Source organism: Dyadobacter sp. OTU695 (genome assembly GCF_038440355.1).
Lineage (GTDB): Bacteria > Bacteroidota > Bacteroidia > Cytophagales > Spirosomataceae > Dyadobacter.
In genome coordinates, this window is record NZ_JASATN010000003.1 from 179,657 (window position 1) to 201,436 (window position 21,780).

The window sequence follows — 21,780 nt, forward strand, 5'->3', positions numbered from 1 at the left end:
AGCAGCTTGCTTTTACAAAGCCTAATCAGTCTAAATAATTCTTAATAATGATTATAAATAAACAGGGGGGTGGCAAAAATGAAAGGGATTTTTTGCCTCGCATACGTTTGTGATATACCTTTGAAAGGTTCTAAATATACCTCATTTTTTTGTACTAAAACCATTCGTTTTTGATTATGTCGTGGTTTTCACAAACGTTAACGAGCTCTATCGGTAAAAAACTTCTGATGGCTCTTACCGGACTTTTTTTGATTAGCTTTCTGGTCATTCATGCCACTATCAATGCCATGATTTTCTATAATGATGGCGGAGAGACTTTTTCCCACTGGGGGCACTTCATGGGTACCAACCCGATTATACGTACGCTTGAAATCGGCCTCGTTGCGGGCTTTATCATCCATATCGCCGATGGCCTGATCCTCTGGAAAAACAACCGCGATGCCCGCCCGATTAGATATGCCGTCAACAATGCGTCGGCGAACAGCACCTGGTACTCGCGCAGCATGGGCTTGCTCGGGACATTGCTTTTGATCTTCCTCGTGATCCACACTTCGCATTTCTGGATTCCTAACCGCTCCAACCAGTTTGCGACCGGCGAAGAGCTGAACCTTTACCAAATGATGCTCGACACTTTCCAGAATCCGGTTGTCGTGTTGATCTATGTACTGGGCTGCATTTCCCTTTTCTGGCATTTGTTGCACGGTTTCAAAAGTGCATTCCAATCGCTGGGCCTCAACCACGTTAAGTACAACGGCCTGATCTCGTTCGTAGGAACCGCATTTTCGATCATTGTGCCGATCCTCTTTGCATTAATGCCGATCTCCATTTACCTCGGCTGGGTCAAGTAATCCGAAAGCGTCTCATTTCTAAATTTTCGATTAAATAATATTTGATATATGGCAACTTCATCTCGTCTGGATGCCAAAATACCACAAGGACCACTCGAAAGTAAATGGAGCAAATACCGCTCTTCCGTGCCGCTGGTTAACCCTGCGAACAAACGTAATCTCGAGATCATTGTCGTAGGGACCGGACTTGCCGGTGCTTCTGCCGCTGCAACCCTCGCGGAGCTCGGTTATAAAGTAAAAGCATTCTGTTTCCAGGATTCCCCACGCCGTGCGCACTCGATTGCTGCACAAGGAGGGATCAATGCAGCAAAAAACTATCAGAATGACGGTGACTCGGTTTACCGTCTTTTTTATGATACCATTAAAGGTGGCGACTACCGTGCGCGTGAAGCGAATGTACACCGCCTCGCCGAAGTTTCGGGGAACATTATCGACCAGTGCGTAGCGGCAGGTGTGCCTTTCGCGCGTGAATACGGTGGTTTGCTTTCCAACCGCTCATTCGGTGGAACGCAGGTACAGCGTACTTTCTACGCAGCGGGTCAGACCGGCCAGCAGTTGTTGCTCGGAGCCTATTCCGGCTTGCAGCGCCAGGTAGGGATGGGTACAGTGAAAATGTACAACCGCCACGAAATGCTCGACATCGTGAATATCGATGGCAAGTGTCGCGGTATCATCGCCCGTAACCTCATCACGGGAGAGCTAGAGAGGCACGCGGGCCACGCAGTATTGCTTTGTACAGGCGGTTACGGAAACGTATTCTACCTTTCTACCAATGCCATGGGTAGCAATGTTACAGCGGCATGGAAAGCGCATAAACGAGGTGCATTCTTCGGCAACCCTTGTTTTACCCAAATTCACCCGACCTGTATCCCGGTTTCCGGCGAGCACCAGTCGAAACTGACCCTGATGTCTGAGTCGCTTCGTAACGACGGACGTATCTGGGTTCCTAAAAAACAAAACGACAACCGTCCGGGCAACGAGATCCCGGAAGAGGAGCGTGATTACTACCTCGAGCGCCGTTACCCTGCGTTCGGTAACCTCGTACCGCGTGATATCGCGTCGCGCGCCGCAAAAGAGCGTTGCGATGCCGGTTATGGCGTAGGAACTTCCAAACTGGCTGTTTACCTCGATTTCGCTGCGGCGGTAGAGCGTTACGGACGTGCGGAAGCTAACAAGAACAACATTCACAATGCATCCGATGCCGACATTATCACATGGGGTAAGGCTGTTGTGAAAGAAAAATATGGTAACCTGTTCGATATGTATAAGCAAATCACCGGGGAAGACCCCTACGAGGTGCCTATGCGTATCTATCCTGCGGTGCACTACACCATGGGCGGCCTTTGGGTTGACTATAACCTGATGACCACCGTTCCCGGCTTGTATTCGCTGGGAGAGGCTAACTTCTCCGACCACGGCGCGAACCGCCTCGGCGCTTCGGCACTGATGCAGGGACTTGCCGACGGTTATTTCGTGATCCCATACACGATCGGTGCCTACCTGGCGAGCGAAATCCGCACGGGAAAGATCTCCACAGATCATGAAGCATTTGTAAAAGCGGAAGCAGAAGTAAGGGACCGCATTGAAACATTGCTGAAAATTCAGGGAAAAACTTCTCCTGAGCTGTTCCACCGCCGTTTGGGCAAGATCATGTGGGACAAATGCGGTATGGCGCGTAATGCAGAAGGTTTGAAACAGGCGATCGAGGAAATTCGTCAACTGAGAAGAGATTTCTGGTCGGATGTGAAAGTAATGGGTAATGCCAGCTATTTCAACCCTGAACTTGATAAGGCCAACCGCGTGGCGGACTTTATTGAACTTGGCGAGCTGATGTGTATCGATGCTTTGGACCGTAACGAATCATGCGGAGGCCACTTCCGGGAAGAATATCAGACCGAGGAAGGGGAAGCATTGCGTGACGATGAAAATTACATGTATGTCTCGGCCTGGGAGCACAAAGGGCCCGAGAATTGGGAGCTTCACAAGGAAGAGCTTGTTTACGAAAACATCAAGATCGCTCAGAGAAGCTATAAATAAAATCCCCGGTGGCACGGATTTGTGCCACGCTTAAAAGTTGAATCAGATATAAAGAATATAGGTATGGAAGGAAATATGAGTTTGTCTCTGAAAGTATGGAGACAAAGCAATAAAGATGCAGCAGGAGGCTTTGAAAACTATAAGTTGGATCACGTCTCTCCTGATATGTCATTTCTTGAAATGTTCGATGTCTTGAATGAGCAACTCATCGAGGAGGGAAAGGAGCCTGTATCGTTCGACCACGACTGTCGTGAAGGTATCTGCGGAGCCTGTTCGATGTACATTAATGGCCGTCCGCACGGGCCGCTGCGGGGTGTAACAACCTGCCAGCTGCACATGCGCTCGTTCAACGACGGGGATACCATTGTAGTAGAACCATGGAGAGCGCAGGCGTTTCCGGTAATTAAAGACCTCGTGGTAGACCGCGACGCATTCGACCGCGTGATTTCTGCCGGTGGTTTCGTTTCTGTCAATACGGGTAATGCGCAAGATGCGAACGCCCTGCCCATCCCCAAAGAAGCTGCAGACGACGCATTTGCGGCGGCAGCATGTATCGGTTGCGGTGCTTGTGTAGCGGCTTGTAAAAATGCCTCTGCAATGCTTTTCGTATCTGCAAAAATCTCCCAGCTGGCGTTGTTGCCGCAGGGACAGGCAGAACGCAGCATCCGTGCCGAGAAAATGGTTGCACAAATGGACGCAGAAGGTTTCGGAGCCTGCACCAACACCGGCGCCTGCTCGGCAGAATGCCCGAAAGAAATCAGCCTCGAAAACATCGCCCGCATGAACCGCGAGTACATCGGCGCGAAGTTCACGTCTTCGGCGGTTTAGGATATATTGATGCAGTAATGCAGGGCAGCCGGTTTTCCGGTTGCCCTGTTTTTGTTTTGAGGGGTAGGACTTGAATCTGTTAATGTTTCAAAATGTTTATATTGCATTAGGCGAGGAAACAACAACATGGATACAATAGAATTGAGATATAAGCCCCTGCGTCTGGACGACGATGAATTCTACGAGTTTTGCAGGGAGAACGATCAACTCAAAATAGAGAGGGATAGCGAAGGAACGATCTATATTATGTCGAATACTGGTGGAGCTACGGGGATGTTAAATTCAATCATTAACTATTGATTAATGCATTGGGATCTTTCCACGACGTTAGGGTTTGTGTTTGATTCTTCTACCGCGTTTAGACTTCCGAATACTTCCGTCAGGCCCCCTGACGTTGCTTGGGTATCAGCAGAACGCTGGGGGCGTTTGACAAAGGCGGAAAAAATAAAATTCCCACCAGTATGTCCTGATTTCGTTGTAGAATTGCTCTCGGCGAATGATGATTTGAAAACTATTCAGAAGAAAATGCAAACGGAATGGATTGGAAATGGTTGCAAGTTGGCTTGGCTCATTGATCCGTTTGAGGAAATGGTGTTCATTTATCGTGCTGACGCAGATGTTGAGATTTTCAATAGTTTTGACCAGCAACTATCAGGAGAAAATGTGCTGCCGGGATTTCAGTTCGATTTAAGTAAACTGAAAATTTCATATTGATTTTACCTTAAAAAAGCGAAGCAGACGATCATCCGACCGTCTGCTTCGCTTTTTTATCAGGATATTCTCAGAAAATTACTTCTTCTTGGTAGTATCAGCCGCAGCAGGTTTGCCAGCGTTTTTATATTCTTTGTTCAAACCGTCGATGATCTTCTGGGTTACGTCCAGAGATGGATTGGCGAACAGGATACCGCCGCCCAGGGAGTAGCCCAGTACATATTCGTAGCCGTTTTCCTTGTTGTATTTCTCGATATAGGCACGGATATTTTTGTACAGCTCTTCGTTCTTTTTAGCCTCTTCCTGGCCTAATGCCTGCGCCGACTGGTCGCGGTAAGCCATCAGGTCCTGCTGCTTTTTCATAAGCTGGGCTTCTGTGGAGCGAGCTTGCTCGGGAGTCATGGTTTGTGCTTTCTGCTGAAAAAAGGCAACTTCATTTTGCAAAGAGCGTCCTTTGGTTGTCAGCTCGTTTTCAAGCTGGAAATTCTTGTTTTCAAGCTCTTTTCTGGTATCCTTGAAGAAGTCGTAGTTTTTCAGAAGTGAATCCACCTGAACGTAAACAGTACGGCGGCCTGCCACTACTGCACCATCTGCGGCTGCACCTGTGTCTGACGATTTGCTCGAAAAATGAAGGAAGAATAACACCGCCACAGCAAGCGAAAGGACGACGTTCCAGATCAATGAAGTATTGTTGTTCACGTTTTTAAGGTTTGGTTGTTTTGAACGAGCCGCAAAGATAATGATTTGTGTTTAAGTACAATGAATAACTACCTCCGGCGAGCCAGGTCGCAGCTTTTACGAGCTGTGTGTTGAAAGCGGCACCGGATGTTTACGGAATATCTGCCGTACCCAGTGCCCCGCGGCGCCCGAAAAACCACCTAAAAGGCCCCCAATGACGGTCGTTACGAGCAATAGCAGAATGCCGTTGGGCAACATAAATATCTTTGCTACGCGGTCGGACATGGCGCCATCGGAGATGAAATGCTGGTAGTACCCATAAAGCAGCCAGGGTACGGCAATGCCGCCGAAGCCTGTCCAGAAAGCCCCTGACGACGTAGCGGGCCGCCAGAAAAGGATCACGAACGGTACGATACCAATCACCCACCACGGAGTAAAGATTTGCAGGATCGCCGATAAAATGGCTATGAGGAAGAAGTTCATGCGTTCGGGGTTAACGTTTTTGCAATACAAGACTGGACGCCAGATGCGGCACTTTCTGATCCGGAGAGTTAAGGTAGATCAGCTCGTTGAGCTCGCCTTTCTCCCATTTTTTCAACAGGTTGAGATAATAGGGACTCCCGGGGTTGCCCGACTGTCCTCCGGGATAAATGCCATAAGCCCGGGGCGTAGGGCCGAGTTCGACGACCATTCGCCACGAGGGCCCTTTACGTTTGGTCATCGCATTGACAATGCTGCTACCCCCGCCTGTTACCAGCGGCGGCGCATTAAATGGCTTGATACTCCGGCTCAAATGCCTGATCTCCGCCGCTTTCACCTTCGACCATTGCCACTCGGGGCTCATAGCGCCTTTGTGGGCAGCAAGTGTGTCGAGCGAGGCGTTGAAACTTTGGTAAACGAGGTCGGGCAACGTCTCTTTTTCGGGGGTGTTGACATTATCGAACCATTTTTCATTCGGCTGCTTCAAAATCAGGTAAAGCGTCCGGTCGCGGGATGGATATTCCATCGGGCTATCGGGAGACGAGAAGTCGTCGTTCCAGATGGCCTGGCCTAACAGCGGATACCAGGTTTCGAATATCGATGCCGCGACAGATTCGGGGGCATTCTGGTAATTCCAATTCGAGAGCAAAATATGGGCAGCCTTCTGTTTGGGCGTCAACGACCGTGTTTCGAGAATGTTCAGGAGCTTAGGCAGCAACGTGCGCGCAAGGACACTGAAATTGTCGTTCTGCAACATTCTGAGACTGTCCGCATTGGCGTTCGTCATCGCCTGCAGGCGCTCGTTGATGCGGATCGCGCGCTCGGAGGGTGCGAAACTCCAGTTGATATAATATGGATAGGTCGTATCGGCGGACGATTGGTTAGCGCTGCTCACAAATCCTCTCGGCGGATTTTTTACAAAAGGGTTCTGCTCTGAGGGAATCCAGCCGTTCCAGTCGTCGGCGCGGGATGAGCCATCCAGCACGAACTTGCCTTGTTCCTCGTATTTCAAAGGAATCTTGCCATTAACGGTAATGGCGATGTTCTTCTCATTATCCGCAAATACGAAGTTTTGCGCCGGTCCGACGTAATGCGTTAAAGCCTTCCGGTAATCATCGTAAGTTTTGGCCTTGTTAAGCTCGTAAAAGGTAATAAAGCTGTTTCCCGGCTCATGGCCGATCCATTTGATCGCCAGGTTGGGCAAATCGCCAAATGTCCCGTCCGAATCGGTCACTGGCCCGTGGTGGGTGTAAATGATCTGCTCGCGATAGGGCTTCAACTGACCCTTGACATGGATAATTTCCTCCCGCTTATGGGTAGGTTTCCATTGATTATCATGCCAGTAGAAATTCCTGTATTCGTTTTTAAATTTGATTTTATACAAATCAAAAACATCTGCGTCCACATTGGTAACACCCCATGCGACACGCTCATTGAAACCGATAATAACACTCGGGATACCCGGCAGCGACACGCCGTACACATTCACATCCGGCGCATGCAACTGCACCTGGTACCAGATCGACGGCAGCGACAGTTCCAGGTGAGGGTCGTTGGCGAGAATAGGGTAGCCCGTAATGGATTTCTCTGCGCTCACCGCCCAGTTGTTACTACCAATGCCTTCTTCCTTAGGGCCTCTTTCGGGCAATGCGGTCATTGGTTTGGACAACAATGCAATGCTATCGCCCGGTATCATCGGCGGAACGGCCTTCGGAATCGGAAGCTTAGCGAAATCCCAGGTTGTCCCGGAAGGGATAATAGGGCTTTCCTGCAACATCGGATAATCGGGGAAGAGCTGGGCGATGGTTTCCTGTCCATATTTTTTCAATGCATTCGTCATGGCCAGCTCATTGGACCGCCCCGCAAGCGTGAGCGTCATCTGTTCCAGCATATACATGGTATTGATCGGCTTCCAGGGCTCGGGCTGGTATCCTAGGAGTTTGAATTCGATGGGATAATCCTTCGGGGCCAGTTGGCGGATAAAGGCATTTACACCGGCCGTGTAGCCCAGCAATGCTTCCCGTGAGCGCGGATCGGTCATAGCCATTTTCAGGTTGGCTTCTGCGCCATAACCCATTCCCAGCCGGCGGCTCTGCTGATCCAGTGCCAGCGTAGCCGGGCCCAGTATTTCGGAAAGCCTCCCCGCTGCGGCACGAGTTTGCAGGTCCATTTGCCACAACCGATCTTTGGCGGTAATGTAGCCTTGCGCGTAAAAGAGGTCGAAGTCGTTTTTGGCAAAAATATGCGGCACGCCGGAGTCGTCGAAGCGGATCGTTACCTCGTCATGCAGGCTGTCCAGTTGCAGGGTTACCCGTGTTTTGGGGTCGATAACCTTTTCACTGTTCTGCCATAACCCGCAAAAAGGGCTCAGGAATGGCCCGAGTGCAGGTGCAGGTGCCCACGGCTTATCGAGCACATAAACCAGCCCGGCTGTGATAGCGATAAACAAAATTGCCTTTACGAACTTCATAGAGAGGATATTGACGTGCTTGTACAGGAAAAAGGCATTATTCGGAAATTGCTTGCACCATCGCCTCGATCAGTTCCAGGTCTGAATACATGACCGATTTTTCATCGGGAATTTCTCCGGCCATCGAAATGCCGTCGGGGAAAAACTTTTGCCTTGCAGGCCGGAATTTTTTAGCGGTCAAATGCAGCGAATGCACGCCGGCACTCTTTAATTCAGCTGCGTTTTGATGGTTTACCCCGCCGCCTGCCATGATTTCGATCCTCCCGTTTGCTTCTTTGGCAAGCTTGCCCAGCAGTTCCGTCGCCTGAATGGCCGATGGTTTCTGGCCGGATGTAAGAATCCGTTCGGCGCCTGTTGCGATCACATCTTTGAGCGCCTTCATCGGGTCGGGTGTCAGGTCGAATGCACGGTGGAAAGTGACTTTTAACGGAGCAGCGTAATCGACAAGGGCCTTCGTGCGTGCCACATCTACGTTGCCGTCTGCGGTAAGAATGCCGAACACGACGCCATTTGCCCCCAGCTTTTTGGCGAGATCGATATCTTTTCGCATGATTTCTTCTTCAAAAAAGTCATACACAAAATCACCTCCCCGCGGCCTGATCATCACATATAAAGGTATATCGACGTTTTTTCGTACGATTTCAACCAGCCCGGCGCTGGGAGTAGTACCGCCTTCGCCGAGGCCGCCGCATAGTTCAATCCTGCCCGCCCCGCCGGCCTGTGCATTGATACAGGATTCCAGCGAATAAGCGCAAATTTCAATAGTCATCATATGGTATTTGTAATGGTGAGGGAAATTAAGGGTTTTTCGGGAAAGAAGAGCCGAATGGAAAAAGTGCGGGCATAGATATTGTGTAAATCAGAGTCAGCCAAACACGCCATTAGCGGTATTGCCTGTTTCATCGACGCACAAGTTCTTTTAAGGCAATGAAATATTTAATTTATTGATATTCAAATCATTAATTGGTGGCCGAAAATAAAATTTGTAACCCGGTAATTATTTTTCTTTTTTTTCACTTTAAGCTTTTAAAAGATATCAAATTTTTTACTTTTGCAAAAAAGTAAAGTAACCATTAATAGGCGAAAATATTATGTACTGGACTCTCGAACTCGCATCGTACCTTGAAGATGCTCCCTGGCCAGCTACCAAAGACGAGCTAATTGACTTTGCAATCAGAACAGGCGCTCCGTTAGAAGTAGTTGAAAACCTTCAGGAGCTTGAAGATGATGGTCAGCCCTATGAAAGCATTGAAGAGATTTGGCCCGACTATCCCACCAAAGACGATTTCTTTTTCAACGAAGACGAATACTAGCGAAAACGGCACTCTATCGGTGCCGTTTTTTTATGATATATGGTCCGCTTTTTTACGTCACTCGCTCGCCATAATTTTTTAAATCTGACAAAAGGAATGTATATTGTTAGCGTTAACAAATGAGGAGGACGAGGTAAGTTACCGAAAGTGATTTAGTCATAACTCATACATTTATCCATTCCAACCCGATGGAGCTTCGATTGTTGAAAGAGCTGGTTAAGAAAGGTGAGGGGGAACATCTGGAATTCAAACTGAAATCCAATCACCCCGAGAAGATCGTCCGCGAAGTGGTTGCCTTCGCAAATTCAGGGGGCGGTAAGCTGATGGTCGGAGTGGGTGACGATAAGACTATCAAGGGTCTTAAAGATGCCGATGAGGATGAATACACCCTCTCGCGCGCCATCGACAAGTACATTTATCCCAAAATCAGTTACAAAAAGGAACGCGTGGCCATCACGCCCGACCGCGATGTGCTCGTGCTGACGATCCCGCGGAGCGTCGATAAGCCGCATTATGTGGTGGACGACACGGGTGCGCGCCAGGCGTACATTCGTGTGGACGACAAATCGATCCAGGCAAGCCGCGAAATGAAGGAAATCATGCGCCGGGGCCGCGACGAGCGGGATATCAGTTTTAAGTATGGAGACAAAGAGGAAAAACTGATGAAGCTGCTCGACGAGAAGGAATCGGTCACCGTGGACCTTTTTGCGACATTTGCGGGAATACCCCGTAAAATTGCTTCTAACACGCTGGTTGTGATGGTGCTGGCGAGGATACTGGACGTCCATCCGCAAGAAATGATCGACAAGTTCACGATGTCGATGGCTTATCAGTCGAATTAACCGGAGTTATATTGCCAGAAAGGTTTTTCCCAGCCACATTCCCAGAAATGTAGCTGCGAAGCAGGCTGTTATACTGATTGTAATGTTGAGAGCGGCTTCGGGCCAGCGGTCGTTGAGGAAGAGTTGGATGGTTTCATTGCTGAAACTCGAAAAAGTGCTGAAACCACCGCAGAAGCCAACTACGATAAATAGCCGTAAGGCTGCCACCATATCGGCGGATTTGAATGCAGCCCATCCGCCGAAAGTACCCAGGATAAGGCAGGCCAAAATATTGGCCGTCAGCGTTCCGAATGGGAAAACTGACGGCCATAATGTGAATGCCCTTCCAATCGCATACCGTGACAGACTGCCTAATCCGCCTCCTATAAAAACGATGATCAGGTTGTTCATAGCGGCTCGCTCGTATATTTAACGGATATCAGAACGGCAGGTCGTCCGACTCGTCTTCGGTGAAGGTTGTCACCGGTGGAACCGGGTTGCCACCTGCATTATAGGATGCGCCGCCACTGGTTGCTCCCGCTTTTTCCACTTTCCACGCACGTACCTCTGTGTACCAGCGAGAGTTGTACTCGCGGCTTTCCACGTCTATGGAAGCGGTGACCGAGTCGTTTACTTGCAGGTTCGACTGGTCGATCTTGTCGCCCCACAATGAAATGCATACTTTTTTAGGATATTGTGAGGGTATTTCAAGAATAAATTCCTGTTTGCGCCACATCCCGTTTTTTCCCTGGCCTGTAACTTCCGGCAGCAAAGCAATGACAGTTCCTGATACTTCCATTGATTAGATATGTTTTAGTGTCTCTTTCAAAAATGGTTCCAAAAGTAAGGGTTTTGGTTGTCGATTGCAATGCTGAATGCTAATCGGTACCGATCGCCTGGTTGAGGTCGGCGATAATATCTTCTACATCCTCGATGCCTACGCTGAGCCGTATCAAGGTGTCCTTCAGGCCAATTTTAAGGCGTTCTTCACGCGGCATTCCGCCATGGGACATGCTTGCCGGATGCGTACAAAGCGATTCGACACCGCCCAGCGATTCGCCCAATGCGAATACCCGCAGATTTTCCATTGTACGAACGGCTTTTTCATAACTATCGTCTTTCAATTCAAAAGACACAACCCCGCCAAAGCCGCGCATTTGTTTTCCCGCTAATGCGTGGCCGGGATGGTCGGGCAGGCCGGGGTAATATACTTTCCCGACTTTGGGGTGAGCGGCCAGCCACACGGCCACCTGCCCGGCGTTCTCGCAATGGCGCTGCATCCTTATATGCAGCGTTTTAATGCCTCTCAGGACCAAAAAGCAATCTTGCGGGCCGGGTACTGCTCCGGAGGCATTCTGAATAAACTTTAACTGACTGGTCAGCTCGTCATTACTGGTTATTAACGCGCCCATCACCGTGTCGGAATGGCCACCGAGGTATTTGGTTACGGAATGCATGACGATGTCCGCGCCGAGGTCCAGCGGATTTTGAAGATATGGCGAAGCAAACGTGTTGTCGACGCAGGTTACGATATTGCGTCCTTTGCAAACGCGGGCAACGCTTTCAATATCTATGATTTTCAGTAATGGGTTTGTAGGTGTTTCCAGCCACACCATCCGCGTTTTTTCCGAAAGCAACTGGTCGATTCGCTCGATTTCTCCGATATCTACAAACTTGAAAACTAATCCCAAAGGCTCGAAAATGCGTTTCATAAGCCGGTAGGTGCCGCCATAAATGTCGCTGGGCGCGATGATCTCGTCGCCAGGTTTAAAAAGCTTCAAAACGGCATCGGTTGCGGCGAGGCCGGAGGCGTAGCAAATACCGTGTTTACCGTTTTCCAATGCGGCGAGGGCCGTTTGTAACGCGGTTCTTGTGGGGTTGCTGCTTCGGGCATATTCGTAGCCTTTGTGCTTGCCAGGGCTTTCCTGGACGTAGGTGGATGTCTGGTAAATCGGCGTCATGATAGCGCCGGTAGTGGGGTCCGGCTCGACGCCGGCGTGTATGGCTTTGGTTCCGAATTTCATTTTCAGCTGTTGAAATTGCCACGAAGACACGAATTATCACGAATGTAACTTAGCGTTTATTCATTGTCCGCGGCGGTTGTGTCTTGGTGGCAAATATTAATGTAGAAAAGCAAGTTCACAAAAACCTTTTGCCAAAACAACTGGTTATCCATTTAGAAAAAGTAAAGCCGATTAGCCTTGGAAACGTCAACACCAAAAAGATTTTCACTTCCGGTCGTCGTAAGCATATTGATGACGATCGTACCATTGGTGACGACCTCTATCCTAACAGCCTGGGCTATCAATCATGAAAAAATACTTCGCGAGTTGCCTGTGGAATGGTGGCTCGGTGTAACATTCATCCTCACGCTGGCTTCCTCCGCTGCGTTGACACCTCCTACATTTCTGGCATTGGTCTACGGTTACTTCCTCGGCTGGTCGTCGCTTCCGATGCTTTTCGCGTTGAATATCGGTGCTATATCCATCATATACGTCTCCGCGCATTTTCTGCACGCGGCGTCCGTGCGAAACTACCTGATCCAGGTCTATCCACAGGTCGGCTCGTTGCTGCGGCGGTTTTATAAGAACGAGTTAAGGCTGATATTTTTTGCAAAACTATCTCCCGTCTTGCCCTTCGCAATCACCAACCTGTTTTTCGCTATGGCCGGTGCACGTTTCAAACAGGTACTCACGGGAGGGACACTGGGTATGATCCCGAGGACATTACTGGCTGTGTGGGCAGGCAAGGAAGCGCAGGATATCCGCTATTTGCTCGAACATCCGAATGAAGGATTAGCTACGAAAATTGTGCTGATAGCGCTCATTGTGATATCTACCGCGGGGATAGGATATTTCTTCAAAGACAGAAGCATAGTAGAATCATAGGGCGATTTTTTCACGGACTAATGCTCCTTTGATAATATCGTACAATAATACGCTACAAAACGCTACAAACTCATCGGCTTCATCCTGTTTCTTTGTGGTAAAGTTATAAATACCCGAAAAGTAGAATGAAATCCTTACCCGTCATTGATCTCATCATTGTGATTGCCTACCTGATAGGCATGGTTGCCGTAGGGGTATACTTTTCAAGAAAAAATACCAATGCCGAGCAATTCACCAAGGCTTCGGGACGCATTCCGGGCTGGGCGATCGGTATTTCAATTTATGCGACGTTTTTGAGCAGCAATACTTTCCTTGGCGTGCCGGGCAAGGCATTCGGAAGCAACTGGAGTTCTTTTGTATTCAGCTTGTCGATGCCGTTTGCGGCCTGGGTGGCGACCAAGTTTTTCATACCTTTTTACCGTGGCACGGGCGAAGTTTCGGCTTATACGCACTTGGAACACCGTTTCGGGGCTTGGGCGCGCACATATGCCGTGATTTGCTTCCTTCTGACCCAGCTGGCGCGCATGGGATCTATTTTCTTTGGAATCGCATTGAGCCTGCAAGCGCTGACGGGCTACCCGATGTCGACGATCATGATCGTGGTGGGGATTTGCATCGTTTTGTACACGGTAATGGGAGGTATGGAAGCGGTGATCTGGACGGAAGTCGTGCAGGGAGTGATCAAAACCATTGGCGCACTCGTGATACTTTACCTGGTTGTGGTGGGGGTATCGGGCGGGATGCCGAGCATTATCGAGATTGGCAAAGCGAACGATAAGTTCAGCCTGGGTACGCTGGCGCCGGATTTTACGACGGCCTCATTCTGGGTGATTTTGCTTTACGGGTTTTTTATGAACCTGAACAATTTTGGCATGGATCAGAACTACGTGCAGCGGTACCACACCACCTCCTCGGCGAAAGAAGCGGCGGGTTCGGTATGGCTTTGCGTGTACCTGTACGTGCCGGTGTCGCTGATATTCTTCTTATTAGGCACCTGCCTTTTTGCCTACTATCAGGGTAATCCGGACCTTTTGCAAACCATTAAAATGCAGGTAGCGGCCGAAAAGCTGCCGGGCGGGACTGCCGACGCCGTCGCTAACCTCGCTGCAACGCTCACACCCGCCGATTATGGCGACAAGGTAATGCCGCATTTTATGGTCAACAAAGTGCCGGTTGGCTTGCTCGGATTAATCATTGCCGCGATCATGTCGGCTGCGATGAGCACAATCAGCTCGGGAATGAACGCTTCGGCGACGGTATTTTCTGTGGATATTTATCAAAAATATATCAAATCCGATTTGACATCGCAGCAATCGCTTCGCCTGCTTTACATTGCAACCACCGTTTTCGGATTGCTGGGTATGATTACCGGCATCGCAATGATCGGCGTAAAAAGCGTGCTGGATGTGTGGTGGATGCTCTCAGGGATTTTTGCCGGCGGAATGCTCGGGTTGTTCCTGCTGGGTATTATCTCGAAAAGTACAAGAAACACCGAGGCGCTTACGGCAACCATTATCGGGATCGTAGTGATCATTTGGATGACATTCTCGACGCAACTGCCCGACGCCTATTCACATTTGCGAAACCCGCTCCACCAAAATATGATCATGGTGGTAGGAACACTGACGATCTTTTTAGCCGGCGTGCTGCTTACCAGGCTGAGGCGCAAGGAACCGGTTGAAAAAGATGTGCTTTTGCACGGTTAAGTAACCATAGGCCCGGCCGCGAGCCGGTTTTAGCAGACTTTTCTCATACACATATTAAAGCAAACACGATGTCATCTGTAACGTCTTCTTCCGTGTCGTTGCCGCAAGGCTTCATTCCCGTCATGCTCACACCTTTCCTTGAAAGCGGGGAAGTGGATTACGATGGATTAAAAGCTTTGACCGACTTGTACCTCGAAGCTGGTGCCGCAGGGCTCTTTGCCAACTGTCTTTCAAGCGAAATGTACGAGTTGTCGGCAGAAGAGCGGCTGAAAGTAACAAAAACGGTGGTCGCGCATACGGCGGGACGGGTACCTGTGGTGGCGACAGGGACCTTCGGAGGGCCAGTCGTGGAGCAGGCGCAATTCGTGAAACGTATATATGATACCGGTGTGCAGGCGGTGATTGTAATTACCGGATTGCTGGCAGAAGAGGACGATTCGGATGAAATATTTATCCGGCGTACCAAAGAACTGATCAGTCTCACAGAGGACATTCCATTGGGTTTCTATGAATGCCCTGTTCCTTATAAAAGGTTGATCAGCAGTGAAGTACTGGCCGAATTGCTGCCTTCGAACCGCATTATTTATCACAAAGATACCTGCCTCGACATTGAGGAAGTTGTCCGTAGAATCCAAGTGGCCGAAGGCTACCGTTTCGGGCTGTACGACGCCTACATGGTGAATGCCGTTGCTTCGCTTAACGCGGGTGCCGCCGGGTTGTCATGTATTCAGGGAAACATTTACCCTGAACTGATCGTCTGGATTTGTGAAAATTACAACAATGTGGAACGGCAGGAGGAAGTAAAGCTGCTGCAAAAATTCTTCGTGGACTCGATGGACATAGTGCATTCGGCCTATCCGATTATCGCAAAGTATTGTTTGCAAAAAAGAGGTTTTCCTATTTCCACCTACACGCGTCGCGAGGTGGGCGAGCTTACGGGCAACTTGCAGGAGCGTGCGGACCAGCTGCTGGAAGATGTGGATCGGATACAGACGGAGCTTGGGATCGCCAGTGTATTTAGGAAGACCCTTGAAGTACCATTGAAATAACCCAACCGGATCAAACCCTAATCTTTGAACTATGATTTTTCCTAACCAGCAAATTTTGGACCGGGTAACCGAGGGTGACGAGGCAGCATTTACACAACTCCGTTCGTATTTTCATGTCCCTGCATTTAAATTTTGTTCCGTTCTCCTGAAAGACGAGACAGAAGCGGAGAATGTCATTAATTCTGTTTTCAACAAGATTTGGAACGAGCGGTTGGACTTGCGAACCGAGCCCAATTTTCAGTCTTACCTGTTCAGCAGCCTGAAAGAGCAGATTTTTGGAGAAATGAAAAAGTACAACGAACCCGCAGCACGCAAGCAATACCTTGAACGTATTCAGTCGTTTCGCGCCAGCTAATCAACGCAACCAGCGGTGAGTAATATTAGTATTACGCTATTTAATAGTATTTTTTTAGCATATTGTCGACTGAACAGGATGGATTATTAAAAAAAATTCTTTTAAATTGAGCAATGGCAGCCAACCTAAACTCTGTCGGCATTGATTTAAAATGAAACCGCATTTTCATAAGGTCCCTATTCCGTCAAGGACTTCGTTCAGTATCCGTCATGACAAAGACTCTGGCTTTGGCACGGTTTGGCATTACCATCCCGAGCTCGAACTGCATTATCTGGTCAAGGGGAAAGGAGTGAGGTTCATTGGGGACAATATCGGTAACTTTTCCGACGGTGAACTGATCCTGCTCGGGGAGAACCTGCCGCATACCTGGCGGGTGGAGGAAGGGGCCAGTAACATGGCCGTGGAAGTGATTATTATCCACTTTTTGCCTAACTGCCTCGGAAGTGAACTGCTTTTGCTGCCGGAAGCCTACCAGATCCCGAAATTATACGAACGCGCAAAGAGAGGCTTATTGATTCGCGGCGAAGCGAGGGAAAAAGTGATCCGCCTGATGCATTCAGCCGTGGACGCGGAAAATCTCGACCGGCTGATCGCATTGCTTTCGATCCTTAAAATTCTGGCGGAGGCAAGTGAATATGAGACGATCGCTTCGGCACATGCATTCTATAAATCCAACGATGCCGAAACGCTGCGTCTGAACAAGATTTACGCCTACACGCTCTCCAACTATCGCAACGACATATCATTGCAGGATGTGGCTTCGATCGCCAATCTGGGCATTACGTCTTTTTGCAGGTATTTCAAATTGATGACCAAAAAGACCTATAACGACTTTCTGGTGGAGATCCGGATCAGTCAGGCCTGCCGGTTTCTGATCGAGGATAAAATGGCAACGGAAGTAATTTGTTTCGAGTGCGGTTTTAATAATGTATCCAATTTTTACCGGCATTTCAAGAAAGTTACTGATATGACGCCTTTGGAATACAAACGGAAATACCTTTATAAAGCCGCACCCGAAATGGCCTGATCATTTGTCGTGATTTTTCATCCACTCATCCATCGAGAACCTGCCGGAACCTATAATGGAGAACGCTATCACCAACATCAGCGTGATCATCGAGAGCCATAGTTCGGAATTGAGGTAGGAAAAACCCATCCGGATATTGACAAAGAACACGGCTGTAAGCAGGATCGGTATCTGAATGATGGATGCGATTCTGGTCAGGCATCCCATGGCAATGAGGAACCCGCCAAAAATGTGTGCAAAAGCTACGTAGTGAACGGCTGTGACGGTGTACAAATGAAAGTCGAGGCCGGTAACCAGATGAGACAACTTGGTAGTATCGCTGATGAAGCTGATACCCTTAGCAAACAAAAATACTCCCAAAGCGATACGAACTATGTCCATCCACGCCGGATGGTGCGTATCACCCCAATGCTCGATTCGATCCATCATGTTCATAACTTCTCAAATTTTGGTTTCAAGAAAGTTACAGTATTGAATGGACTATGTCAAGGGAAAACGGCTTTTTTCCAAGGCTTTACGGGCGCAAAATCAATGTTTTTCGATCAGTGAAGTATCCTTGGTGTCCCTCATTTTGATATAGACGATCAGGGAAATGAAAATGCAGATTGTCACGTACCAGTAATACCAGGTTTCATGCCCCAGGTTTTTGGCCCACAATGCCAGATACTCGGCCGTGCCGCCAAAAACCGCTACGGCAATCGAGTAGGGCAATCCCACGCCGAGCGCACGCACTTCCACCGGAAACAACTCTGCCTTCACCACCGCATTGATAGAAGTATACCCGCTTACGATGATCAGTGCGGCCATAAGCAAGCCGAATGCAGGCCACATTCCGGTAGTGTGGCTCAATGTGCTGAGCAACGGATAAGTGAACAGTGTCCCTAAAACCCCGAAAGCGATCAGCAAAGGTCGGCGCCCGATGCGGTCGCTCAGTGCCCCGAAAACTGGCTGCAATGCTGCAAATATGAATAGTGAGCAAAAGGTCAGTATAGTCGACTGGTATTTGGTGAGCCCCACCGTGTTGACCAGGAACTTCTGCATGTAGGTAGTATAGGTGTAAAATGCCAGCGTACCCCCCGAAGTGAGGCCTATTACCACCAAAACGGCTTTCGGATGCTTCATAAGCTCTTTCAGGGAACCTTCTTTTTTTACTTTGAGGTCTTTGGACTGAAAGGCTTCAGTCTCGTTCAGATGCGCGCGGAGATATAGTGCAACGAGCGACAGCAATGCCCCGATCACGAAGGGAATGCGCCAGCCCCAGTCGTGCATTTGCTGGTCGGTGAGGAAGATATTTTGTAAAATCAGCTGTAAGCCTAATGCAATGAGCTGCCCGCCGATGAGTGTCACATATTGGAAACTGGAAAAGAACCCGCGTTTTTCTTCCGTTGCCACTTCGCTGAGGTAGGTGGCCGAAGTGCCATATTCGCCGCCTACGCTGAGGCCCTGCAGCAAACGGGCAATGAGTAGCAGAATTGGCGCTGCAATGCCGATGCTGTTATAACCCGGTAGGAACGCGATCAGCAGCGAGCCAAGCGACATAAGGAGCACGGAGATCGTCATCGCCACTTTCCGTCCGCGGTTATCCGCTAGTTTGCCGAATACAAAACCGCCGATCGGCCGCATCAGGAAGCCTACTGCGAAAATGCCGGCCGTGTTAATGAGCTGCACGGTAGGATTCGAATCAGGGAAGAAAGTGCCGGCAAAATAGAGGGAAAAGGCCGAATAAGCGTACCAGTCGTACCACTCGACGAGGTTGCCGGCCGATCCGCCGATAATCGCTTTGAGGCGCCAGCTGGTATCGTCTTTGTGTAAAGTTTGCTCCATAAACCGGGATTAGGTTTTCCCAATTTACTTAAATAAAGTGCAAATCCATGCGGCAGCATGCTCCACCAGCCGTGTATGGCCGCTTTTTAATTCAATGTATTGATTTTCGGGCAATAACGCCGCCAATTTGCTGACGGCTTTGGGTTTAAGCAAACTGTCATAAACTCCCGCGAAGAGGTATATTTTAACCTGGTGGGCATTTGCACTTTTGACCAATGAGGGAATGTCGAACCGCAAATCCCTGAATGCGACCCAGGAGCGGTAAATTGTCTGCCTTTTTTCAGGTGTATTTAAAACCTTTTGCGTGAACCTCACCAGACTTTTGCTCGCCAGTTTCAACGTCTGTGCGACACGTACGCCCGGGAAAAATACGTCCGGATGCCGCATGAGCCAGCCATAAATCCACCTCGCAGGCGGGACTCGTGTCGCGAGCGCGTACATAGGATGCTCGGACACGCCATCGGGCGCGATCAGGAATGCATGGTCGATGATTTCAGGAAATGCTTCCAGTGTGGCCAATGCAAAGCGCCCGCCGATGCTGAAACCGGTAATGTCGAAACGGGGGATATGGTTTTGGTTGAGGAAAGATTGAATGCTTTCTTTCCAGGCTGTTTTTGACATGACTTCAAATGGCGCATCGCTGTTCTGGCCATGAAAGGGAAGGTCGAATGCGTAAATAGTATAGCGCTCACCCAGCGATTTTTCGATCGGTGAAAAGCATGCAATGCCATCTTGTCCTATTCCGTGGAATGCGAGGAGAATGTTCGGGCCGGAGCCGAGCTTGGTGTATGGGATTTGGGGCGCCAAATTCTACCAGTGGGTGACTATATTGTAAGCCGGAAACTTGGTGTCCTGCGTAAGAACTTCCATATTCTCTTCGATACTTTGGGCGATGATCATCCGGTCAAAGGGATCTCTGTGAACAAATTCGAGCTTGCTCAGCCGGATCGTATGAGAGAGTTTGATGGGTAAAATTGCAATTTTAGTCTGAGATAAATCAAAAAGGAAGTCTTCAAGCGTTTTAGCAAGTACCAGCTTCTCTAAACTTACTTTAATCGCAATTTCCCAGATCGAGCCGATACTCACATACTTTTGACTTTCCGTTTCCTCAATAATGCGCTTGGCTACCTGTGATAGAGCCCCATTGCCTTGTAAAAACCAGATCAAAGTGTGTGTGTCAAGAATGTATTTCATTACATATATTCTTTAAAGTCGTCTAATGGCTCGTCGAAATCGTCAGACACCATGATGAATGTGTCTTTCATCATTCCAAATTTCAAAGGCTTCTTAGACGAGTCCGCTTCTGCGCTTTTTTGGAGAAGGAAGTCGATATAGTTACCGATCTCCTCTTTCAGATTATCAGGCAGTTCGGAGACTTTTTTTAACAGTTCAACATCATTCATCGTCAAATGCTTTTTATGAGTAAGTTACGAAAAATCAAAAAGACCTCCAAACCTCCTGCTCTTTGAAACAGTCCGGTTGGAAGGTCTTTTTGATTCTAATTCTATGCTTCCATCAAATAGGCCTTGATAAACCCATTGATATCACCATTCAGCACAGCCTCGGTATTCGAAGTCTGGTAATCGGTGCGGTGGTCTTTTACGCGGCGGTCGTCGAGGACGTAGCTGCGGATTTGCGAGCCCCATTCGATTTTGCGTTTGGACGCTTCCACTTCGGCGCGGGCCGAGTTCCGTTTTTCGAGCTCGATCTGGTACAAACGCGATTTCAGCAATCGGATCGCTACCTCTTTGTTCATCAGCTGCGAACGTTCCTGCTGGCAGGCGATGATGATACCCGAAGGCTTATGGTGCAAACGTACCGCGGTTTCCACCTTGTTTACGTTCTGTCCACCGGCACCGCCAGATCGGTAGGTATCCCAGGTAATGTCGGCCAGGTTCACGTCGATTTCGATGTTGTCGTCCGCGAGCGGGTACACATACACGGAGGTAAACGACGTATGGCGGCGGGCATTCGAGTCGAATGGTGAAATGCGGACCAGACGGTGCACGCCATTCTCCGATTTGAGGTTACCATAAGCATATTCGCCATCGATTTCGAGGGTTACGGACTTTACTCCGGCCACATCTCCCTCCTGCAAATCCACCTGACGGACCTTATAACCATTCTTTTCCGCCCACATGATGTACATCCGCATGAGCATCGAAGCCCAGTCCTGCGACTCGGTTCCACCCGCTCCTGCATTGATTTCAATCACGGCGGGCAGTTCGTCGCCTTCTTCTCCCATCATTTTTCTGAACTCGATTTCGTCCAGTTTGTCGGAGAGCTTTTTGCCTTCTTCGTCCACCTCTTCTTCGGTGGCCTCGTCGGCCTCATAAAATTCCCAGATTGTGTCCAGATCATCGCGCAGGCGGGCGAGTTCTTCGTACCCATTGGTCCAGAATTTCAGACCACGGATTTCCTTCATCACTTTTTCCGCACGCGTCGAATCGTTCCAGAATTCTGGTTGAACAGTCTGCTGTTCAAGTTGTCCTAGCTGTTGTTTCCGGTTAGCGTAGTCAAAGATACCTCCCCAAAGCCTCTACACGGGCCTTCAAGTCTTTCAATTGCTCTGCAGTCATTGAATTTTTGAATTTAAGTTTAAAAAAATGCTTTGCTGTAATTGGCTGATATTCTCTTGTTGTCCAGTTAATTACTGTAATGTCACCGTGAGCGAAGTCGAAGGGTGAATGCGACATCGCACATGCCCTTCGACTCCGCTCAGGGTGACACAAGGGTTAAACCCTT

At 49.1% G+C, this 21,780-nt stretch carries 24 protein-coding genes; 11 read left to right on the forward strand and 13 right to left on the reverse strand.

Features of this window, described 5'->3' with window-relative positions:
- Positions 1-176: 176 nt before the first annotated feature.
- The 4 genes from AAHB90_RS08755 to AAHB90_RS08770 all read left to right on the forward strand — a co-directional run bounded on the left by AAHB90_RS08755 (position 177) and on the right by AAHB90_RS08770 (position 4,427).
- On the forward strand, positions 177-848 hold the full coding sequence (locus tag AAHB90_RS08755; RefSeq protein WP_342084559.1) for a succinate dehydrogenase cytochrome b subunit: 672 nt from the start codon (positions 177-179) through the stop codon (positions 846-848).
- Between the two features lie 48 nt (positions 849-896).
- On the forward strand, positions 897-2,885 hold the full coding sequence (locus tag AAHB90_RS08760) for a fumarate reductase/succinate dehydrogenase flavoprotein subunit (RefSeq protein WP_342084560.1): 1,989 nt from the start codon (positions 897-899) through the stop codon (positions 2,883-2,885).
- A gap of 75 nt (positions 2,886-2,960) precedes the next feature.
- A complete protein-coding gene (locus tag AAHB90_RS08765; RefSeq protein ID WP_342084865.1) occupies positions 2,961-3,713 on the forward strand; it encodes a succinate dehydrogenase/fumarate reductase iron-sulfur subunit in 753 nt (250 codons plus the stop codon).
- Positions 3,714-4,016: 303 nt separating this feature from the next.
- A complete protein-coding gene (locus AAHB90_RS08770) occupies positions 4,017-4,427 on the forward strand; it encodes a Uma2 family endonuclease (protein WP_342084561.1) in 411 nt (136 codons plus the stop codon).
- A gap of 75 nt (positions 4,428-4,502) precedes the next feature.
- Here AAHB90_RS08770 and AAHB90_RS08775 read toward each other — a convergent pair whose 3' ends face one another.
- The 4 genes from AAHB90_RS08775 to AAHB90_RS08790 form a co-directional block, all read right to left on the reverse strand.
- The gene (locus AAHB90_RS08775; protein WP_342084562.1) at positions 4,503-5,123 is read right to left on the reverse strand and encodes an OmpH family outer membrane protein; all 621 of its coding nucleotides are present in this window, start codon (positions 5,121-5,123) and stop codon (positions 4,503-4,505) included.
- 96 nt (positions 5,124-5,219) lie between these two features.
- The gene (locus AAHB90_RS08780; RefSeq protein ID WP_342084563.1) at positions 5,220-5,585 is read right to left on the reverse strand and encodes a hypothetical protein; all 366 of its coding nucleotides are present in this window, start codon (positions 5,583-5,585) and stop codon (positions 5,220-5,222) included.
- A 10-nt stretch (positions 5,586-5,595) separates the two neighbouring features.
- The gene (locus AAHB90_RS08785) at positions 5,596-8,052 is read right to left on the reverse strand and encodes a penicillin acylase family protein (RefSeq protein WP_342084564.1); all 2,457 of its coding nucleotides are present in this window, start codon (positions 8,050-8,052) and stop codon (positions 5,596-5,598) included.
- A gap of 37 nt (positions 8,053-8,089) precedes the next feature.
- Positions 8,090-8,821, reverse strand: coding sequence for a copper homeostasis protein CutC (locus AAHB90_RS08790; RefSeq protein ID WP_446717892.1), 732 nt, complete (start codon positions 8,819-8,821; stop codon positions 8,090-8,092).
- 322 nt (positions 8,822-9,143) lie between these two features.
- Here AAHB90_RS08790 and AAHB90_RS08795 point away from each other — a divergent pair, with 322 nt between their 5' ends.
- Entirely contained in the window at positions 9,144-9,365 is a 222-nt protein-coding gene (locus AAHB90_RS08795) for a DUF2795 domain-containing protein (RefSeq protein ID WP_013927448.1), read from the forward strand.
- Positions 9,366-9,553: 188 nt separating this feature from the next.
- Complete coding sequence (locus AAHB90_RS08800) at positions 9,554-10,207, forward strand: AlbA family DNA-binding domain-containing protein (protein WP_342084566.1); 654 nt, start codon at positions 9,554-9,556, stop codon at positions 10,205-10,207.
- Positions 10,208-10,213: 6 nt separating this feature from the next.
- Here the strand turns inward: AAHB90_RS08800 and crcB are convergent, their stop codons facing one another.
- From crcB to AAHB90_RS08815, 3 genes are all read right to left on the reverse strand, one after another.
- Positions 10,214-10,597 carry a fluoride efflux transporter CrcB gene (crcB, locus tag AAHB90_RS08805; RefSeq protein WP_342084567.1) on the reverse strand — a complete coding sequence of 128 codons (384 nt, stop codon included), beginning with the start codon at positions 10,595-10,597 and terminating at the stop codon, positions 10,214-10,216.
- Between the two features lie 28 nt (positions 10,598-10,625).
- On the reverse strand, positions 10,626-10,985 hold the full coding sequence (locus AAHB90_RS08810; RefSeq protein WP_342084568.1) for a DUF3127 domain-containing protein: 360 nt from the start codon (positions 10,983-10,985) through the stop codon (positions 10,626-10,628).
- A 79-nt stretch (positions 10,986-11,064) separates the two neighbouring features.
- A complete protein-coding gene (locus AAHB90_RS08815; protein WP_342084569.1) occupies positions 11,065-12,210 on the reverse strand; it encodes a cystathionine gamma-synthase in 1,146 nt (381 codons plus the stop codon).
- A 177-nt stretch (positions 12,211-12,387) separates the two neighbouring features.
- Here AAHB90_RS08815 and AAHB90_RS08820 point away from each other — a divergent pair, with 177 nt between their 5' ends.
- From AAHB90_RS08820 to AAHB90_RS08840, 5 genes are all read left to right on the forward strand, one after another.
- Positions 12,388-13,074, forward strand: coding sequence for a TVP38/TMEM64 family protein (locus AAHB90_RS08820; RefSeq protein WP_342084570.1), 687 nt, complete (start codon positions 12,388-12,390; stop codon positions 13,072-13,074).
- Between the two features lie 125 nt (positions 13,075-13,199).
- On the forward strand, positions 13,200-14,780 hold the full coding sequence (locus tag AAHB90_RS08825; protein ID WP_342084571.1) for a sodium:solute symporter: 1,581 nt from the start codon (positions 13,200-13,202) through the stop codon (positions 14,778-14,780).
- Positions 14,781-14,848: 68 nt separating this feature from the next.
- Positions 14,849-15,829, forward strand: coding sequence for a dihydrodipicolinate synthase family protein (locus tag AAHB90_RS08830; protein WP_342084572.1), 981 nt, complete (start codon positions 14,849-14,851; stop codon positions 15,827-15,829).
- Positions 15,830-15,860: 31 nt separating this feature from the next.
- Complete coding sequence (locus AAHB90_RS08835; RefSeq protein WP_342084573.1) at positions 15,861-16,184, forward strand: RNA polymerase sigma factor; 324 nt, start codon at positions 15,861-15,863, stop codon at positions 16,182-16,184.
- Between the two features lie 151 nt (positions 16,185-16,335).
- Positions 16,336-17,211, forward strand: a complete 876-nt coding sequence (locus AAHB90_RS08840) for an AraC family transcriptional regulator (protein ID WP_342084574.1) — start codon at positions 16,336-16,338, stop codon at positions 17,209-17,211.
- Here AAHB90_RS08840 and AAHB90_RS08845 read toward each other — a convergent pair whose 3' ends face one another.
- The 6 genes from AAHB90_RS08845 to prfB all read right to left on the reverse strand — a co-directional run bounded on the left by AAHB90_RS08845 (position 17,212) and on the right by prfB (position 21,614).
- Positions 17,212-17,646, reverse strand: a complete 435-nt coding sequence (locus AAHB90_RS08845; protein WP_342084575.1) for a DoxX family protein — start codon at positions 17,644-17,646, stop codon at positions 17,212-17,214. It abuts the gene before it with no gap.
- A gap of 93 nt (positions 17,647-17,739) precedes the next feature.
- A complete protein-coding gene (locus AAHB90_RS08850; RefSeq protein ID WP_342084576.1) occupies positions 17,740-19,035 on the reverse strand; it encodes an MFS transporter in 1,296 nt (431 codons plus the stop codon).
- A 24-nt stretch (positions 19,036-19,059) separates the two neighbouring features.
- Positions 19,060-19,842, reverse strand: coding sequence for an alpha/beta fold hydrolase (locus tag AAHB90_RS08855; RefSeq protein ID WP_342084577.1), 783 nt, complete (start codon positions 19,840-19,842; stop codon positions 19,060-19,062).
- Positions 19,843-19,845: 3 nt separating this feature from the next.
- The gene (locus tag AAHB90_RS08860) at positions 19,846-20,229 is read right to left on the reverse strand and encodes a type II toxin-antitoxin system VapC family toxin (RefSeq protein ID WP_342084578.1); all 384 of its coding nucleotides are present in this window, start codon (positions 20,227-20,229) and stop codon (positions 19,846-19,848) included.
- Positions 20,229-20,438: a type II toxin-antitoxin system VapB family antitoxin gene (gene vapB / locus AAHB90_RS08865; RefSeq protein WP_342084579.1), complete on the reverse strand. Its 210-nt coding sequence runs from the start codon at positions 20,436-20,438 to the stop codon at positions 20,229-20,231. Before vapB ends, AAHB90_RS08860 begins: the two co-directional genes overlap by 1 nt.
- A gap of 101 nt (positions 20,439-20,539) precedes the next feature.
- Positions 20,540-21,614, reverse strand: a protein-coding gene (gene prfB, locus AAHB90_RS08870) for a peptide chain release factor 2 (protein WP_342084580.1) whose coding sequence is annotated in 2 segments (ribosomal slippage) — positions 20,540-21,553 and positions 21,555-21,614 — 1,074 coding nt in all. Because the reading frame shifts where the segments join, the coding sequence is not laid out codon by codon here.
- Between the last annotated feature and the right edge of the window lie 166 nt (positions 21,615-21,780).